This is a genomic window from Janthinobacterium sp. 13 (assembly GCF_002749695.1).
In the GTDB taxonomy this organism is placed as follows: Bacteria; Pseudomonadota; Gammaproteobacteria; order Burkholderiales; family Burkholderiaceae_D; genus Janthinobacterium; species Janthinobacterium kumbetense.
The window spans coordinates 2652768-2671368 of the sequence record NZ_PEEQ01000001.1; the positions used below are offsets into that span (position 1 = coordinate 2652768).

Sequence of the window (18601 nt, forward strand, 5' to 3'; positions counted from 1 at the left end):
TTAAATGTAGGGACCGGCATTCTCGTGAAAGCCGGCCCGGAACTTCTATTACTTAGCTTTCGAGCTTACGATTGCTTCAGTCACATGCTTAGGTGCTTCAGCATAGTGCTTGAATTCCATCGTGTAAGTCGCACGACCTTGGGTCGACGAACGCAACGACGTAGCGTAGCCGAACATTTCCGACAGAGGCACTTCGGCCTTGATGATCTTGCCGCCACCGCCAGCAATTTCATCCATACCTTGCACCATGCCGCGACGCGACGACAGATCGCCCATCACGGTACCGGCGTAGTCTTCCGGCGTTTCCACTTCCACGGCCATCATCGGCTCCAGGATGACTGGCGATGCTTTGCGGCAGCCATCTTTGAATGCCATCGAAGCGGCCATGCGGAATGCATTTTCGTTCGAGTCAACATCATGGTACGAACCGAAGAACAGCGTGACTTTCACGTCAACGACTGGGTAGCCAGCCATCACGCCCGAAGTCAGCGTGTCGCGCACACCTTTTTCAACTGCAGGGATGTATTCGCGAGGAACGGTACCGCCCTTGATCGCGTCAACGAATTCAAAGCCCTTGCCCGGTTCTTGCGGTTCGATCTTCAGAACCACGTGACCGTATTGACCACGACCACCCGATTGCTTGACGAATTTGCCTTCCGACTCTTCGCACACTTTACGGATCGTTTCGCGGTAAGCCACTTGTGGCTTGCCGACGGTGGCTTCAACGTTGAATTCACGCTTCATGCGGTCAACGATGATGTCCAGATGCAACTCGCCCATACCGGCGATGATGGTCTGGCCCGATTCTTCATCGGTACGCACGCGGAACGATGGATCTTCTGCTGCCAGACGGTTCAGCGCCAAGCCCATTTTTTCCTGGTCGGCCTTGGTTTTTGGCTCAACCGCTTGCGAAATCACTGGCTCAGGGAAGACCATGCGCTCCAGAACCACGCTTGCCTTGTCGTCGCAAAGCGTATCGCCAGTGGTGGTGTCTTTCAGACCCACAACGGCGGCGATGTCGCCAGCGCGCATTTCCTTGATTTCTTCGCGTTCGTTCGCTTGCATCTGCACGATACGGCCGATACGCTCTTTCTTCTGCTTCACGGAGTTCAACACCGAGTCGCCCGAATTCAGGGTACCCGAGTAGCAACGGATGAAGCACAGCTGACCCACGAACGGATCGGTTGCGATCTTGAACGCCAGCGCCGAGAATTTCTCGTCGTCGTCAGCTTTACGCTCGACAGGCTGTTCATCTTCATCCAGACCAGGTACTGGCGGAATGTCGATTGGCGATGGCAGGTACTCGATGACCGCGTCCAACATGGCTTGTACGCCCTTGTTTTTAAAGGCGGTACCGCACAGCATTGGAACGATTTCGCTGGCGATGGTACGTTGACGCAGAGCAGCCTTGATCTCGGCTTCCGACAGGTCGCCTTCTTCCAGGTACTTGTTCATCAGGTCTTCCGACGCTTCAGCAGCGGCTTCAACCATGTTCTCGCGCCACTTGGCAGCATCAGCGGCCAGGTGTGCAGGAATGTCTTCGTATTCAAACTTCATGCCTTGCGAAGCGTCGTCCCAGATAACCGCTTTCATCTTGACCAGATCGATAACACCGGTGAAGACGTCTTCAGCGCCGATAGGCATCTGAATAGGTACTGGGTTGGCTTTCAGACGCGAACGCATCTGATCGTAGACCTTGAAGAAGTTGGCGCCGGTACGGTCCATCTTGTTCACGAAGGCCAGACGTGGCACTTTGTACTTGTTAGCCTGACGCCATACCGTTTCCGATTGTGGCTGCACGCCGCCGACTGCACAGTAAACCATGCAGGCGCCATCCAACACGCGCATCGAACGTTCCACTTCAATGGTGAAGTCAACGTGGCCTGGGGTGTCGATGATGTTGATGTGGTGAGCTGGGAAGTTGTTAGCCATGCCTTTCCAGAAGCACGTAACAGCAGCCGAGGTAATCGTGATACCGCGCTCTTGCTCCTGTGCCATCCAGTCGGTGGTGGCAGCGCCATCATGGACTTCGCCCAGCTTGTGGTTCACGCCTGTGTAGAACAGGACGCGCTCGGTCGTGGTCGTCTTACCTGCATCGATGTGAGCGGAGATACCGATATTACGATAGCGCTCAATGGGGGTCTTGCGGGCCATAATTAATCCTAAATGAATGGACAAAACCGAGCAGCATTTTTTTGCAAAAATGAGCCCGGCCTCGAACAACAGATGCTTGACAGCCGCCTTGCGGTAGCTGGCTTTATATTAGAAGCGGAAATGCGAGAACGCTTTGTTCGCTTCAGCCATACGATGGACTTCGTCGCGTTTTTTCATCGCGCCGCCGCGGCTTTCAGCCGCTTCCATCAGCTCACCGCCGAGGCGTTGTGGCATCGATTTTTCGCTGCGCTTGTTAGCAGCTTCACGCAACCAACGCATGGACAGAGCCATACGACGGACTGGGCGAACTTCGACCGGCACCTGGTAGTTTGCACCACCGACGCGACGGGATTTCACCTCAACCAACGGCTTGGCGTTGTTGATTGCGGTAGCAAAAACTTCGAGTGGATCTTTACCCGATTTTGCTGCGATGTGCTCGAAAGCACCGTAGATGATGTTTTCTGCAACCGATTTCTTACCGGACAGCATCAGCACGTTTACAAATTTAGCGACATCAGTGTTGCCGAATTTTGGATCTGGCAAAATTTCGCGCTTGGGTACTTCACGACGACGTGGCATATCAATTCCTTTCAATCTTCAGTTGAGCGCGCGTTCTTCGCACACTCGCGGACGACCATCATAGTCCTCCACTTACTCGACCAGATGCGGTCGACTACATTCACTTAGCTAGTTGCCACTGAGCGAAACTTGGGTTTGCTGCGTACAACTTATTACTTCTTGCCTGCTTTAGCGCGCTTGGTACCGTACTTCGAACGCGATTGCTTACGGTCTTTAACGCCTTGGGTATCCAGGGCACCGCGAACCATGTGGTAACGCACACCCGGCAAATCCTTGACGCGGCCGCCGCGCAACAGCACAACACTATGCTCTTGCAGGTTATGGCCTTCACCGCCAATGTACGAAATGACTTCGAAACCATTGGTCAGACGAACTTTAGCGACTTTACGCAGAGCCGAGTTAGGCTTCTTTGGAGTCGTGGTGTAAACACGTGTGCAGACGCCACGTTTTTGCGGGCTGTTTTCCAGCGCCGGCGATTTGCTCTTCACGGTCAAAGCGACGCGTGGATTGCGAATCAATTGATTGATGGTTGGCATCGTTATAAATCCAACAAAAAACTACGATTAATAACCCGGGCAAGATGCCCGGCGACTAAAACCTCGTCCCGCTTTCATCTACTGCGCACCGGAGGCGCCCGCAGCCACTCGATAAGGAGCGGCCATGAAATGCCAAGCAATACGTAAACGATGAGCAGAATAAAATCGAGAACTCGCTAGTTTAGACCTTGTGTTACAGGGGGTCAATCAGTTTACCGCTTTTTGCTATAAAAAAAGGCAAAAAAGCGGCACTTTTGTGGTATTTTGACTAATCTTTGGGGGCGGCGCGCGGGTGCCGGCACCTCGCAGCGCTTGATGATTTGGCATTCTTTCTCTACAACCAAGCATCGGGGCCGCACATTCTTGTATGACCGCAAGACAACAAAAGGATTGATAATAGCGGACATTTTTCGCTGCCCTCCTTTATGCGCCCCTTGCTTCGCCCCGCCAATCTGTTCCTGCTGCTGACCTACGCCTTGCTGACGGCCGTGCCCTTCGTCCCCGCGCTGCTGGGGCGTGCGCCGGAGCATCCCTGGCAGATGCTCACGTTCGAACTGCTGGCCTGGCTGGCCGTCTGGAGCGTGTTCAAGCGCCCCGCATATTTCCACTGGCTGCTGGTGCCCGCCTTCCTGGCCCTGCCGACGGAAATCTACCTGTTCATCTTCTATGGCCAGGGCATTTCCACGCACCACCTGGGTATCATCTTCGAAACCAGCCCCAAGGAAGCGATGGAATTCCTCGGGCAAAAAGTATGGCTGATGGGCGCCGTCATGCTAGGCGTGATCGCCTGGTGCGCTGCCAGCTGGTTTGCGGCCGCGCGCACGCGCGACCTCGACTGGCGCGGCAAGACGCGCCCGGCCGCCTTCGTGCTGTTGCTCCTGCTGGGCGGTTTCTGGTGGTATGGCTACGAATTCGGTTTCGACGCCAAAGTCCTGCACAGCGCCCCCGCATCGGCCAAGGCCGGCAACTCGGCGGCCAGCGGCAAGGCGGGCGCCTCCGGCTTCGGCGACGCCAGCTCTGCCGACGACGAAACGGCCGAGGAAGACGAGGAAAGCAGCAAGCCGGAGAACGCCAGCATCGCCGGCGCCGACGAGACGGGCCTGGGCTGGCCCAGCCTGCCCCACTGGGCGCGCCTGTCCTACGCCTTCGACACCGTCAGCAATTCCTGGCCCTTCGGCCTGGCCGCGCGCGGCTTCGATTTCTACAAGGAGCGCAAATACCTGGCCGAACTGGGACAGAAAAGCAGCAGCTTCCGTTTCGGCGCGCACCAGCAACAGCCCGATCCCCATCCGGAAGTGGTGGTCATGGTGATCGGCGAATCGTCGCGCTACGACCGCTGGAGCTTGAACGGCTACGAGCGCGACACCAATCCCCTGCTGAAACAGGAAAGCAACCTGGTGCCGCTGGCCGACGTCATCACGGCCGTTTCCGCCACGCGCCTGTCCGTGCCCGTCATCATCTCGCGCAAGCCGGCCACGCAAAGCCTCAAGGATGGCTTCTCGGAAAAATCCTTCCTCACCGCCTACAAGGAAGCGGGCTTCAAGACGTACTGGCTGTCGAACCAGATCTCGTTCGGCCAGTTCGACACGCCCGTGTCCGTGTTTGCCAAGGAAGCGGACGTGGTGCAATTTCTGAACCTGGGCGGCTTTACCAATAATTCGAACTTCGACCAGATCCTGTTCGATCCGTTCAAGAACGCGCTGGCCGACCCGGCGCCGAAAAAACTCATCGTGCTGCACACGCTGGGCAGCCACTGGAACTACAGCCAGCGCTATCCCAAACAATTCGACAAGTGGCAACCGTCGCTGTTCGGCGTCGACAAGCCCGTCTACACGGACACGGCCATCAAACCGCAGCTGAACAACAGCTACGACAGCTCCATCCTGTACACGGACTGGTTCCTGTCGAACGTGATCGGCATGCTGAAGGACGATGGCCAGCGCACGGCCCTGCGCAGCTCGCTCGTCTACGTCGCCGATCACGGCCAGACCCTGTACGACGGCACCTGCCGCCTGGCCTTCCATGGCCACAACACGCAGTTCGAATTCCACGTGCCCGCCTTCGTCTGGTATTCGCCGCAATTCCAGCAGCACTATCCGGACAAGGTGACGCAGCTGCGGCGCCATCAAAAGGCGCGCCTGTCGACGGAAAACATGTTCCACACCCTGCTCGACCTGGGCGACATCCGTTTTGCCGGCGAACAGCCCGAATGGAGCATCGCCAGCCCCCGCTTCAAACAGCACAAGCGCTACGTCGACAGCTATGGCTGGACCAACTACGACAACGCCATCATCCGCGGCGATTGCCGCGAAGTGATCGACAAGAGCACGCCGGAGAAACAGGAAAAGTAAGCGCGGCCATCAGGCCCGTTCGAGAACGCCGCCGCAATCGGCCGGCTGCGCCATGTGCGTGCTAAGCCAGTCGAAGACGCGCCCGGCCTTGTCCGCGATGCCGGCGTCAAACCCGCGCTGCGCCAGCAGGGCGATGCCATTCGTGGCCTGCAGCACGCCGGGCTCCAGCAACAGCGCGCCGGCATCACCACGGCGCACGCACCATGACGCCAGACAGTCTTCCAGCAAGGGTCCCAGCACGAGGTTGTGCGACGAGACGATCACCAGGTGCTCAGCGGCCAGGCTGTGCAGCACGGCGGCCGCCGCCGCCACCGACTCGAGGTGGTTCGTGCCGCGGAAGATTTCATCGATCAGGAACAGCGCCGGCGCACCCTCCTCGGCCAGCGCCAGCAATTCGCGCGCGCGCCGCAATTCGGCAATGTACAAACTTTCGCCGCCATCGAGCGAGTCTTCATTCTGCATGCTCGAATACAGGGGCAGCAGGGGCACCCGGGCCGCCTGCGCATAGCAAAAGCCGAAGGCGCGCGCACTGATCAGATTGAGCCCCACGCCGCGCAACAAAGTACTTTTGCCCACCGCATTCTGCCCCGAAATGAAGGCGCCGCGGCCATCGAGCCGCAACGACAGGGGCTTGGCGCCGTCCAGCAGCGGATGCACCATCGCGTCGAGTGACAATTGGCGCGCATCGCTTTCCTGCGCCCAGCAAAACTGCGCGCGGCCGCGCAGGTGGCGCGCCAGGGCCAGGTCTGCTTCCAGCTGGGCCACCCGGGTAAAGCTGTCGCGCAAAAAGGGCAGCTGCTGCGCCACCAGCTGGCGCGTGCGGAAATAGCGCTTGACGTTTTTCAGCAGGAGCCAGTCGCCATATTCGACCAGTACCGTATCGATGAAGGGCACGTAATGCAGCAGCGAACGCTCGATGGCCCGCGTTAGTTTTGCCGCCTGCGCGCCCTCCGCAGCCAATGGCAAGGCTGCCGGCACATCGAGCCGCGCCAGAGCGGCACGGATTTTCAGCAGGTACCGCAAGGTATCGAGCGTGCGCTCCCACGCCTTGGCGCTTTCGTAAAAACGCGCCTGCACGGTCATCAGCGCCACGCAGGCGGCCACCACGCCAAACAGGGCCGGCCACCCCATCAGCCAGGTAGCGGCGATGGCCAGCAACAAGGCCAGCGGCACCAGCCAGAGCCAGGCACTCCACCAGGGCGCCGGCGCCAGCGCCGCACCGAACAGGGTTGCGCACACTTCCGTATCAGCCTGACGCAAGGGCAGGCAGGCGCGCTGCAGGCTGGCCGCCTGGGCCGGATCGTCCAGCAATTGCCGGACGCGCGCAATGGAGGCAGGATCAGCCTGGCCGCCGCTCAGGCGCCGGTGCAGCTCCTGCTGGCCGAAGATGCTGGTCTCGCGCGCCAACTGCGCCGCATACTGGTCGAGCAGCAGCTCGTCCCAGGTCTGGTCATCCAGCGCTGGCGCCTCGCCCGCCAGCCGCTGCAGCATTGCCACGTCGCTGCGCGCAAAAGGATAATCGAGCGCCGGCGCGAAGACACGGGCAGGGAAAAGTTGCTGGAGGAACGGATGCATGGCGCCTGTGGAGGAGTCTATGAAAGGTATGTTCCCGCAGATGCAGGCGATTGCCAATTTATCAAGTGCAACCTGCGCGGACGGACATGCTGGACAACGCGGACACGGCGGACAGCCGGACGAAAAATATTTTTCCCATTCAAATCAATTACTTAGCAACTGGCACGGATCGTGCATTGAGAAAGGTATCCTTCACGAGACCTGACCATGATCCGCGATACTTCCTCCCAAGACGCCGTCCTGTCCGCCCCGCCGGGCCAGCGCCACAAGCAACGCGCCCTGCTGCTGGCCGGCGCCGCCGTCGTCATCGGCGCCGCCATCGCTGCCGTTGCGGGCTGGCGCAACAGCGAACATTCCGTCAATACCGACCGCCTGCGCATCGCCGACGTCACGCGCGGTACCCTGATCCGCGACGCCGCCGTGAACGGACGCGTGGTCGCCGCCATCAGCCCGACCCTGTACTCGACCACGGTGGCCACCGTCACGCTGAAAGCGAAGGCCGGCGACACCGTCAAGAAGGGCGACATCCTGGCCGTGCTGGAGTCGCCCGACCTGTCGGACGCGCTGAAACGCGAGCAGTCGAGCGTGCAGCAGCTGGAAGCGGAAGTGGCGCGCCAGCAGATCCTGGCCAAGAAACAGAAACTGCTGGCCCGGCGCGAAGCGGACACGGCGGAAATCGAGCGCCTGTCCGCCCAGCGCACGCTGGAGCGCTATGAAAGCGTGGCGCAGGTGGGCATCATCGCCAAGATCGATTACCAGAAGGCCAAGGATGCCTTGAATTCCGCCGAAATCCGCAGCAAGCACGCTTCGCAGGCGGCGGGCCTGGAAGGCGAGGACGTGACCCTGGCGCTGAAGACCCGGGTCAACGAACTGGAACGCCAGCGCCTGAGCCGCGACAACGCCCAGCGCAGGGTCGACGAGCTGACCGTGCGCGCGCCCGTCAATGGCTTCATCGGCACGCTGTCGGTGGCCAACCGCAGCGTGGTGCAGGCCAACACGGCCCTGATGACCCTGGTCGACCTGTCGCAGCTGGAAGTGGAGCTGGAAGTACCGGAAACGTATGTGGCCGACATCGGCCTGGGCATGAGCGCCGAGATCGAAACGGGCACCATCCGCGCCTCCGGCAAGCTGTCGGCGCTGTCGCCCGAAGTGGTCAAGAACCAGGTGCTGGCGCGCGTGCGCTTCAACGGCGAACAGCCGGCCGGCCTGCGCCAGAACCAGCGCGTCTCGGCACGCCTGCTGATCGACGAGCGGCCCAATGTGCTGATGCTGGCGCGCGGGTCCTTCGTCGAAGCCGAAGGCGGACGCTTTGCCTACGTGGTGCGCGATGGCGTGGCCGTCCGCACGCCCATCAAGCTGGGCGCCACCAGCATCTCGGCCGTCGAGATTCTGGGAGGCCTGAAGCTGGGCGACAAGGTGGTGGTCGCCGGTACGGAAAATTTCGCGAACGCGGCCCGCGTCGCACTCAATTAATTTCAGTCAACAAGGAGGCTTCCCATGCTGCGCATGCAAAACCTGAGCAAGATCTACCGCACCCACATGATCGAAACGCACGCGCTGCGCGGCTTCGAGATCCACGTTCGCCAGGGCGAATTCGTCACCGTCACGGGACCATCCGGCTCCGGCAAGACAAGCTTCCTGAACATCGCCGGGCTGCTCGAGGAATTCACCGATGGCGAATACATCCTCGACGGCGTCAACGTCAAGGGCATGGACGATAATGCCCGCTCGCGCCTGCGCAATGAAAAACTGGGCTTCATCTTCCAGGGTTTCAACCTGATTCCCGACCTGTCGCTGTTCGACAACGTCGACGTGCCGCTGCGCTACCGGGGCTTCAACAGCGCCGAGCGCCGCGAACGCATCGAGGATGCGCTGGCCAAGGTGGGACTGGCCTCGCGCATGAAGCATTATCCGGCCGAACTGTCGGGCGGGCAGCAACAACGCGTGGCGATCGCACGCGCGCTGGCCGGCTCGCCGAAACTGCTGCTGGCCGATGAACCGACGGGCAACCTGGACACGCAGATGGCGCGCGGCGTGATGGAACTGCTGGAGGATATCAACGCGCAAGGCACGACCATCCTGATGGTGACGCACGATCCGGAACTGGCGCTGCGTTCGCAACGCAACGTGCACATCATCGACGGCCAGGTGTCGGACCTGGTGCAGCATGGCGCCACGCTGTCGGCCAGGCCACAGCACGCGACCGCCTAGGAGCCGCCATGTTCCACTACTATTTCAAGCTGGGCCTGCGCAACCTGCGCCGCAATCCCGCCCTGACGGCATTGATGGTGCTGACCCTGGCTGTCGGCGTGGCCGCCAGCGTGGCCACCGTGACCATCCTGCACGCCATGTCGGGCGACCCCTTGCCGCACAAGAGCGACCGCATGTTCGTGCCGATGATCGACGTAGTTCCCTTGAAAGGCTATACGCCGGGCACCAAGCCCAGCTTCGGCCAGGCGCAACTCGCCTATACCGATGCGAAGAACTTCATGGCCAGCAAGATAGGCATCCGCCGCAGCGTCATGTACGGCGTGGCCGGCCCCGTGGAACCGGCGCGCAGGGACCTCGGCGCCTTCCGGGCCCAGGGCCTGGCTCCCACACGCGATTTCTTTGCCATGTTTGAAGTGCCCTTCCTGTATGGCCAGCCATGGAGCGAAGCCGACGACGACAGCGGCGCCGACGTCATCGTCCTGAGCCGCGCCCTGGCGGAAAAGCTGCTGGGCACAGTCAATCCCGTGGGCCAGCGCGTGACGGTGCTGGGACGTCCCTATCTGGTCAGCGGCGTGCTCGCTCAGTGGGACCCCGTGCCGCGCGTGCACCGCATCATCGGCAGCAAGGGTGCTTTCGGCACGGAGGATGAATTCTTCATTCCGTTTGCCAGCGCCATTCGCCACGAAACGGGGCATGACGGCGGCATGGCCTGCAGCGGCGTCGAGCGCAGCCCCGGTTACCAGGGCATCCTGGCATCGGACTGCACCTGGCTGCAATTCTGGTTCGAAATGGCCAGCGCCGGCGAACGCAGCGACCTGCAGGCTTATCTCGACAGCTATGCGGCCGAACAGCGCAAGCTGGGCCGCATGCCGCGCCATGCTCCCAACATGCTGTACGACGTCAGGCAGTGGCTCGATTTCCTGAACGTTGTCGACAACGACAACAAGCTGGCCACCTGGCTGGCCTTCGGCTTCCTGCTGCTCTGCCTGGTCAACACCATCGGCCTGCTGCTGGCCAAGTTCTCCGTGCGGGCGGCGGAAGTCGGCATCCGCCGTGCGCTGGGCGCCACGCAGCGCGACATCTTCCGCCAGTTCCTCATTGAGACAGGCGTCATCGGGCTGGCCGGCGGCGTGCTGGGCCTGTTGCTGGCCTATGCCGCCCTGGCCGTGGTGAGTTCGCAGTCGAAAGAGCTGGGCACCGTGGCGCACCTGGATGTCCCGATGCTGCTGCTGACGTTTGCCGTTTCCGTACTGGCGGCCTTGCTCGCAGGGCTGTTGCCCACCTGGCGCGCCTGCCAGGTCACGCCGGCCATGCAGCTCAAATCCCAATGACACCCACCTTTTCACAATGAGGCCCAACATGGAAATCCGCCCCATCCTGTCGGCGCTGATGCGCAACAAGACCGGCGCCGTGCTCGTCGCCGTGCAAGTCGCCATCAGCCTCGCCATCCTGGCCAACGCCTTGTACATCGTCAACCTGCGCCAGGCCATCGCCGCCCGTCCCACCGGCGTGGTAGCCGAAAACGACATCTTCTATGTCAAAGTCCAGAGCATGGACAAAGGCAGCCCGCAACGCCAGATAGCCGAGCAGAAGCGCCAGGCCGCGATACTGCGCGCCCTGCCGGGCGTGGTCTCCGTGGCGCAAACCACGCAGGCGGTTCTGTCGCGCTCCGGCAGCAGCACCAACGTCGCGGCCAAACGCGGACAGGCCGCGGCCAGCGCCAGCACCTCGATGTACGTCACGCCCGATTCGCTGGTCAAGACATATGGATTGAAGCTGGTGGAAGGGCGCGATTTCCATGCCGACGAGGTCCCGGAAATCAATGAAGACGTCGATGAAAGCTTCCCCAAGGTGGTGATCGTGACGCGCGCCGCGGCGCAAAAGATCTGGCCCGGCGAAACCAGCTTTGTCGGCAAACCCCTGTTCAATGGCACCGGCGACAACGATGACGAGATGCGCGTGATCGGCGTGGTGGAACGGCTGCAGACCCAGGTCGGCCAGGTCGGCGCCCAGGGCGAGTATTCGATCATCCTGCCGGCGCGCCTGACGGGCGGGCGCGATTCGCTGCTATTTGCCGTGCGGGCAGAACCAGGCCAGCGCGACCGCCTGATGAAAGAGGCGGAACAAGCGATCCGCAAGTCCAGCAGCGAGCGCCTGCTGGTGCGCACGGATACCCTGGAACAGCACCGCAAAGCACGTTATCTGGCCGACCGGGGCTTGTCCTGGATGCTCATCGCCGTCAGCACCCTGCTGCTGCTGGTGACGGCCAGCGGCATCGTCGGCATCGCCAGCCTGTGGGTCTCGCAGCGGCGCAAGCAGATCGGCGTGCGGCGCGCGCTCGGCGCGCGCCGCATCGACATCCTGCGCTATTTCCTGACCGAGAATTTCATGATCACCAGCGTCGGCGTGGCATGCGGCGTGCTGCTGGCATTGGGCTTGAACCAGCTGCTGGTAAGCCAGCTGGAAATGGCGCGCCTGCCGCCCGGCTATCTGCTGGCCGGTGCGCTGGTGTTCTGGCTGCTGGGCGTGGGCGCCGTGTACGGTCCGGCATGGCGCGCGGCCAGTATTTCGCCGGCCACTGCCACCCGCAGTACCTGAGCCGGCACCTGAGTGATATGCTGCGCGCATGCCTACCGTACTGATTATTGACGACAATGCCGCCGTGGCCATCGCGCTCGACGTGCTGTTCTCCCTGCACGAGATCGACGCCGTGCGCGCCGCCTCGCCCGAGGAAGGCCTGCAGCTGCTCGAGCGCCACGCCATCGACCTGGTGGTGCAGGACATGAACTTCACGGCCGACACCACCTCGGGCGAGGAAGGCAGCGCGCTGTTCCACGCCATCCGCGCGCGCTACCCGGACCTGCCCGTGGTCCTGCTGACAGCCTGGACGCAGCTCGACGCGGCCGTCGACCTGATCAAGTCCGGCGCGGCCGACTACCTGGCCAAGCCATGGGACGACCGGCGCCTGATCGCCAGCGTGCAAAACCTGCTGGAGCTGGGACAAGCCAACCGCGCGCTGCGCCAGCGCGTGGTGGCCGAGCAGCGCCAGCGCCACGCGCTGGAACACGACTTCGACTTGCGCGGCATGGTGTGGCAAGACCCGGCCACCGAACGCGTGGTGCACCTGGCGTGCCAGGTGGCGCGCGCCGACGTGCCCGTGCTCATTTCGGGGCCGAACGGCAGCGGCAAGGAACGCATCGCCGCCATCGTGCAAGCCAATTCCCAGGTCGCCAGCGGTCCTTTCGTGGTGCTCAATTGCGGCGCGGTGCCGGTGGACCTGATCGAGGCGGAACTGTTCGGTGCCGAGGCCGGCGCGTACACGGGCATCACCCGCGCACGCGACGGCAAGTTCGATGCGGCCGACGGCGGCACGCTGTTCCTCGACGAGATAGGCAACCTGCCGCTGGCCGGGCAAATGAAGCTGCTGCGCGTGCTGGAAACGGGACGCTTCGAGCGCCTCGGCTCGAACCGCGAGCGGCAGGTGAAAGTGCGCGTCATCAGCGCCAGCAACGCCGACCTGCCGGCGATGATCAAGGCCGGCACGTTCCGCGAAGACCTGTTTTACCGCCTGAACGTGATCGAACTGCGCCTGCCGCCGCTGGCCCAGCGCCCGCTTGACATCCTGGTACTGGCGCGGCATTTCCTGGGCAGCGAGAAAACGCTCGATGCGCAGGCGCAGGCGACCCTGCTGGCCCATGGCTGGCCGGGCAATGTGCGCGAACTGAAAAACGTCATGCAGCGCGCCAGCCTGCTGACGGCAGGTCCCGTGATCCGCGCGCAGGAGACGGGCTTGCCGCTGGCAGGCGTGCCATCGCTGCGCGCGCCGCAGGATGGCGCCGCGACGGAGCCAGACCGCGACAGCGTCACCGCGGCGCTGGCGCGCGCGCAAGGCGTGGTGGCGCAGGCGGCGCAGGAACTGGGGCTGTCGCGCCAGGCGCTGTACCGGCGCATGGAACGCCTGGGCATCGCGCGCGGCTGATGGCAAACCGCCCCATGCGCCTCTCCCTGCTCACGCGCTGGACGGCGCTGATCGTTACCTTGCTGGTGCTGGGCATCGTCATCGCCCTGCTGCTCGCGCATTTTTTACCCGACCAGCCGCTGCTGGTGCTGGCAGGTACCCTGCTGTGCGTGTTGCCGGTCGCCGTCATTACCATCCGCGCGCAGCTGCAGGCGATGCTGTCGCTGTTTCGCGCCCTGAGCGGCACGGTCGCCAGCTACCAGGACGGCGACTTCGGCTTCAGCTTGCGCTGGCCGCAAAACGATGAACTGGCCGACCTGGTGGCGGCCCACAATGCGCTCGGCGACGTGCTGCGCAAGCAGCGCCTGGACCTGGTGCAGCGCGAACTGCTGCTCGACACCATGGTGCAAAACACGCCGGTGGCCATGCTGCTGGTGGCCGAGGGCAGCGCCATCGTCTACGCCAACCTGGCCGCGCGCCAGCTGCTGCACCATGGCCGCCGGCTCGAAGGGCATCACCTGGCCGACATCGTGCAGCAGGCGGCACCGGCCCTGGCCGAGGCGCTCGCGCGCCGCAACGACGGCCTGTTTACCAGCGGCGAGGGGGAACAGGAAGAGGTGTATCACCTGGCGCGGCGCAGCTTCAGCCTGAACGGGCGCAAGCACGAACTGCTGCTGTTGCGCCAGCTGACACTGGAACTGCGCCGCCAGGAAGTGCAGACCTGGAAAAAAGTCATCCGCGTCATCAGCCATGAACTCAACAACTCGCTGGCGCCGCTGGCCTCGCTGGCCCATTCCGGTGCCGAACTGGTACGCCGCGGCCAGACGGAACGCCTGCCGCAAATCCTCGCCACGATCGAAGAGCGCACGCGCCACCTGGAAACCTTCATCCTCGGCTATGCGCGCTTTGCCAAGCTGCCCGCGCCGCGCCTGACGCCGTGCGAGTGGCAGCCTTTCCTCGATGGCCTGGCCTCGCAGGCGCCCTTCAGGCTCGACTGCCCGCCGCCCGCGCAGGCGGCCGTGTTCGATGCGGCGCAAATGCAGCAGGCGCTGCTCAACCTGCTCAAGAATGCGCTGGAATCGGGCTCGCGGGAGGAGCACATCGGCCTGCACGTCAGCCTGGCGCAAGGGCAGTTGCGCATCGAAGTGCGCGACCGCGGCCCGGGCATGAGCGGCGCCGTGCTGGAAAACGCGCTGGTGCCGTTTTATTCCACCAAGCGCAGCGGCACGGGACTTGGCCTGGCGCTGGCGCGCGAAATCGCCGAAGCCCATGGCGGGCGCATCACGCTGGCCAACCGCGAGGACGGCGGCCTGGCGGTAACTCTAATTCTTCCCTTGCTGGACAGAAATTAGTTACTGGCGCAACGATTTTTCCATCACATGCTGCGCAATTATTTTTCAGTATTATATTGACAATTAGAGTTTTTAATATTGCAACATAACGAGCGCCATGCCCGTGTATTAGAAATAAGCTATTTAAGTTTGCATAATGATATAAAAATAGCTCATTGACAATGAAATGTCCTGGCGATAATTTATCTGAGCGGTACGGTTTTTTTGAAACATTAATCGTTTTTTCGCGGGGATAAAAATGAAACTGAAATCACTCATCGCAGTAGCACTCTTGAGCGCGGCTTCCATCGGCGTAGCGCAGGCGACAGCGTACAACGTGGACCTGATCAACACCACCGGCAACCTGTGGACGGGCGGCTTCAACGCCACGCCCGATCCGCTCGGCGCCTTTACCGACACCTTCACCTTCACGCCCGACGCCACGTTCGGTTCGACCGCGCAAGCCTTCCTGGCCAACCTGTCGGTCACGGGCAGCGATGCTTCGTCCATCAACTTCAGCAGTGCCAACCTGAACGGCATCGCCCTGACGGGCTTTGGCGGACCCACCGTCTTCGGCTATGCCCAGGGCGAAGTGCTAGCGCCAACCAACCTGCTGTTCAACGGCCCGATGGTCCTCACCGTGATGGGCAACAGCAATGGCGGCAGCTATGGCGGCACCTTCAACCTGAACCTGGCCCCCGTTCCTGAACCAGAAACCTATGGCATGCTGCTGGCCGGCCTGGGCGTACTGGGCTTCCTGGCACGACGCCGCAAGCAATCTTGAGCTCCCCACCAAAAAGACGCTGCGGCGTCTTTTTTTCAGCCGGCTGCTAAACTGGCGCCATGACGACCGACTTCACCTCCACCAGCCATACCGCTTTCAGCCACCCGGGCCACCCGCCTGCCACCACCACCGAACACCGCGGCATCCGCTACCTGCACCTGGGGACCAAGTGGGTGCAGGGCGCCATGCGCCTGGACAAACCCGACGCCATCGAGCTCGAATACGTGCAGATGATGATGATGTGGATGCTGTTCAAGACGCAGCCCAAACGCATCGTGCAGCTGGGCCTGGGCAGCGCCGCGCTGACCAAATTCAGCTACCGCCGCTTCCCCGACGCCACGGTCACGGCCATCGAACTCAATCCGAACGTGATCGCCATCTGCGGCGCCCAGTTCGCGCTGCCGCCGAACGACGCGCGCCTCGACGTGCGCGAAATGAATGCGCTCGACTTCGTGCTTGATCCGGCCAACCACGGCACCGTCGATGCGCTGCAAGTGGACCTGTACGACGAAGACGCGCGCGGCCCCGTGCTCGACACGCCCGAGTTCTACCAGGCTTGCTTCGACTGCCTGACGGACGACGGCATCATGTGCACGAATGTCTTCGGCGACTTCCCCAACTACGACAAGAATCTGCAGGCGATGGAGCTGGTTTTCGACGCCGTCGTCTGGGTACCGGAAATGGAAGATGAAAACATCGTCGTGCTGGCCTTCAAAAAATCGCCGTCGCTCGACTTCAGCGATTTATACGAACGCGCCGGCACCATCAAGAAGCAGTTCAACCTGCCCGCCAAGAACTGGGTCAACGGCCTAAAGCAGTGGATGCAGGACCAGCAATAAGGTAGCTGCATCACGCCGGCAGCAGTCCACCCAGGCGGCGCGCCAGGCCATCCATGTTCTCGGCCGGCACCTGGGCATAACCGAGCAGGAAACCGTTCCAGCCCCCCGCATCTCCCGTGCCATGCGCGGACAGGGCCAGAGCCACGATGCCGTCCTGCGCGGCGCTGCGGCTCAGCGCCAGGTCATCCCATGCGCGATCATGGAAACGCAGCGCCAGGTGCATGCCGGCCGTGCCGCCATGGATGGATGCGCCCGCGCACGCATGGCGCTGCAGCGCCTCGCTCAAGGCATCGCGGCGCTGGCGATACAGCCGGCGCATGCGCCGCACGTGGCGCGCAAACAGGCCGCTGCGCAGGAACTCGGCCAGCGCCAGCTGTTCCGCCACCCTCCCCCGCGCGGCGCCCTGCGCCTGCATCTGTGCGAAGGCCCCTGCCAGCGCGGCCGGCACGACGACAAAGGCGATGCGCAAGGCGGGAAACATGGTCTTGCTGAAGGTCCCCAGGTACACGACGGGCGCGTCGGCCACCAGTCCATGCATCGCGGCCAGGGGTGGGCCGCCATGGCGAAACTCGCTGTCGTAATCGTCTTCGATAATCAGGGCGCCGGCCGCGCGGGCGCGTTCGAGCAGCGCCATGCGGCGCGCGGGACTGAGCACGCTGCCCGTCGGATACTGGTGCGACGGCGTGGTGTAGATGAGGCGCGGCGGCGTGTCGCGCCAGTCGTCATCCGTCGGTGCGATGCCATCCATGTCGACCGCGATACCGGTCACCTGCAAGCCCGCGCCACGGCCCGCCGCCAGCGCGCCGCCATAGCCTGGATGCTCGATCCACAAGGTGTCGCCCTGGTCGGCAAAGGCGCGCAGGCAGACATCGAGGCTGCTTTGCGTGCCGTCCGTGATGAACACCTGGCCCGCATCGCAGACGACGCCGCGCGCGGCGCGCAAATGCTCGGCAATGGCCATGCGCAACGACGGCTCGCCGGCCGGGTCGCCGTAATTGAGCTGGCGCGGCGTCAGCGCGCGCCAGGCGCGGTCCAACATGCGCCGCCACTGCGCCAGCGGAAACTCATCGAGCGCCGGTACGCCAGGCGCAAACGCGCCCATGGCGTCAGCGGGAAACACGACCGACGCATTCACATCCTGTCCCGCCACGCCGCGCAAATGCCGCGCGCGGCGGGACAAGCCACCGTTGCCCCCTGCCGCAGGCGCGGCCGCCGGCACACCGGCGCTGCCGGCGACGACGGTGCCGCGCCGGTCCGGCAAGACAAATCCTTCGCTGGCCAGCTGCTCGTAGGCGTACAGCACCGTATTGCGCGCCAGTCCCAGTTCGGCCGCCAGCACGCGCGTGGCGGCCAGCCGCGTGCCGGGCGCCAGCTGGCCGCCGCGGATCGCCGCGCGCAGGCATTCATGCAGCAGGCGCTGGCGCGACCAGCCCCGCCCGCGGTGCGTGCGCTCGAACGCATTCAGCAGCAAAGCGAAGTCCATGCTTCCCCTTTCATTGTGGCTCTAAATTATTTGTCGGTTCTGGATCTTTTTTCAGGGCCAGATGCCGATTATAGTGCGGCCTGCTTCTTCAACCAACGGGACTTCCACCATGACCGCTACCGCCCTACCCCCCAGCCCCCGTACCCGCGTGCGCCGCGTCGCCGAACTGGCCAGCTATGAACAGACCACCCTGCACGCCATCCTCGATGCCGCCTATCTGTGCCATATCGCCTTCCGCGACGACAAGGGCAGCCATTGCATCCCGACCGCCTGCTGGCGCATCGGCGGCCACCTGTACATCCATGGCTCGAACGGCAGCCGCATGCTCAAGCAGCTCTTGCTCGACGGCGACGCGTGCGTGACGGTCAGCCATCTCGACGGCCTGGTGCTGGCGCGCTCCGCCTTCAATCACACCATGAATTACCGCTCGGCGATGGTGTATGGGCAGTTTGAGAAAGTCAGCGACATCGGCCAGCAGCATGCGGCCATGGATGCGCTGATGGAGAAGCTGGCGCCGGGACGCCTGGCGCACGTGCGCGGTGGCAGCGCCAAGGAATACGCGGCCACCACTGTGCTGCGCATCGCGCTCGACGAATGCGCCGTCAAGCAGCGCACGGGCGGCCCGCTCGACGATGCGGGCGACATGGCGCATGCCGTCTGGACGGGCGAACTGCCCTTTACGCACGGCCGTGGCGCGGCCATCGCCGATGCGCTCAACACCTGCGACATACCCGCGTATGCCGCCGCCTGGGGTACGGAATCCGCTTGACCGGCCAGCGTGCTTGCCCGATGATCGGCGT

General features: G+C 62.9%; 16 protein-coding genes. 11 read left to right on the plus strand and 5 right to left on the minus strand.

What is annotated here, in order from left to right; all coding sequences use genetic code 11:
* Nucleotides 1–48 precede the first annotated feature (48 nt).
* The 3 genes from fusA to rpsL all read right to left on the minus strand — a co-directional run bounded on the left by fusA (nt 49) and on the right by rpsL (nt 3269).
* A complete protein-coding gene (gene fusA, locus CLU94_RS11735) occupies nt 49–2154 on the minus strand; it encodes an elongation factor G (RefSeq protein WP_077398827.1) in 2106 nt (701 codons plus the stop codon).
* A gap of 108 nt (nt 2155–2262) precedes the next feature.
* Entirely contained in the window at nt 2263–2733 is a 471-nt protein-coding gene (gene rpsG, locus CLU94_RS11740; RefSeq protein WP_010394377.1) for a 30S ribosomal protein S7, read from the minus strand.
* Between the two features lie 152 nt (nt 2734–2885).
* On the minus strand, nt 2886–3269 hold the full coding sequence (gene rpsL, locus CLU94_RS11745; RefSeq protein ID WP_010394376.1) for a 30S ribosomal protein S12: 384 nt from the start codon (nt 3267–3269) through the stop codon (nt 2886–2888).
* Nucleotides 3270–3694: 425 nt separating this feature from the next.
* On the opposite strand from rpsL, the gene CLU94_RS11750 reads away from it, so the two are divergent.
* A complete protein-coding gene (locus CLU94_RS11750; protein ID WP_180278643.1) occupies nt 3695–5620 on the plus strand; it encodes a phosphoethanolamine transferase in 1926 nt (641 codons plus the stop codon).
* A gap of 9 nt (nt 5621–5629) precedes the next feature.
* Here the strand turns inward: CLU94_RS11750 and CLU94_RS11755 are convergent, their stop codons facing one another.
* Nucleotides 5630–7195, minus strand: coding sequence for a MutS-related protein (locus CLU94_RS11755; RefSeq protein WP_099665743.1), 1566 nt, complete (start codon nt 7193–7195; stop codon nt 5630–5632).
* Nucleotides 7196–7214: 19 nt separating this feature from the next.
* Here CLU94_RS11755 and CLU94_RS28015 point away from each other — a divergent pair, with 19 nt between their 5' ends.
* The 9 genes from CLU94_RS28015 (at nt 7215) to CLU94_RS11795 (ending at nt 16318) form a co-directional block, all read left to right on the plus strand.
* The gene (locus tag CLU94_RS28015) at nt 7215–7400 is read left to right on the plus strand and encodes a hypothetical protein (protein ID WP_143451402.1); all 186 of its coding nucleotides are present in this window, start codon (nt 7215–7217) and stop codon (nt 7398–7400) included.
* A 2-nt stretch (nt 7401–7402) separates the two neighbouring features.
* Nucleotides 7403–8668 carry an efflux RND transporter periplasmic adaptor subunit gene (locus tag CLU94_RS11760; protein ID WP_099665744.1) on the plus strand — a complete coding sequence of 422 codons (1266 nt, stop codon included), beginning with the start codon at nt 7403–7405 and terminating at the stop codon, nt 8666–8668.
* A gap of 24 nt (nt 8669–8692) precedes the next feature.
* Nucleotides 8693–9406, plus strand: a complete 714-nt coding sequence (locus CLU94_RS11765; protein WP_099665745.1) for an ABC transporter ATP-binding protein — start codon at nt 8693–8695, stop codon at nt 9404–9406.
* Nucleotides 9407–9414: 8 nt separating this feature from the next.
* The gene (locus CLU94_RS11770; protein WP_099665746.1) at nt 9415–10737 is read left to right on the plus strand and encodes an ABC transporter permease; all 1323 of its coding nucleotides are present in this window, start codon (nt 9415–9417) and stop codon (nt 10735–10737) included.
* Between the two features lie 28 nt (nt 10738–10765).
* Entirely contained in the window at nt 10766–12004 is a 1239-nt protein-coding gene (locus tag CLU94_RS11775) for an ABC transporter permease (RefSeq protein WP_099665747.1), read from the plus strand.
* A 28-nt stretch (nt 12005–12032) separates the two neighbouring features.
* The gene (locus CLU94_RS11780; protein ID WP_099665748.1) at nt 12033–13385 is read left to right on the plus strand and encodes a sigma-54-dependent transcriptional regulator; all 1353 of its coding nucleotides are present in this window, start codon (nt 12033–12035) and stop codon (nt 13383–13385) included.
* Nucleotides 13385–14716: a sensor histidine kinase gene (locus CLU94_RS11785; RefSeq protein ID WP_099665749.1), complete on the plus strand. Its 1332-nt coding sequence runs from the start codon at nt 13385–13387 to the stop codon at nt 14714–14716. Before CLU94_RS11780 ends, CLU94_RS11785 begins: the two co-directional genes overlap by 1 nt.
* A 238-nt stretch (nt 14717–14954) precedes the next feature.
* Nucleotides 14955–15479 (plus strand): FxDxF family PEP-CTERM protein, encoded by a 525-nt coding sequence (locus tag CLU94_RS11790; RefSeq protein WP_099665750.1) that lies wholly within the window; start codon nt 14955–14957, stop codon nt 15477–15479.
* A gap of 59 nt (nt 15480–15538) precedes the next feature.
* Nucleotides 15539–16318, plus strand: coding sequence for a spermidine synthase (locus tag CLU94_RS11795; protein WP_099665751.1), 780 nt, complete (start codon nt 15539–15541; stop codon nt 16316–16318).
* 10 nt (nt 16319–16328) lie between these two features.
* On the opposite strand, the gene pdxR is transcribed toward CLU94_RS11795, so the two are convergent.
* Nucleotides 16329–17801 carry a MocR-like pyridoxine biosynthesis transcription factor PdxR gene (pdxR, locus tag CLU94_RS11800; protein WP_099665752.1) on the minus strand — a complete coding sequence of 491 codons (1473 nt, stop codon included), beginning with the start codon at nt 17799–17801 and terminating at the stop codon, nt 16329–16331.
* A gap of 109 nt (nt 17802–17910) precedes the next feature.
* Between pdxR and CLU94_RS11805 the strand changes: the two genes are divergently transcribed.
* Entirely contained in the window at nt 17911–18570 is a 660-nt protein-coding gene (locus CLU94_RS11805) for a pyridoxamine 5'-phosphate oxidase family protein (RefSeq protein WP_099665753.1), read from the plus strand.
* Nucleotides 18571–18601: the final 31 nt, after the last annotated feature.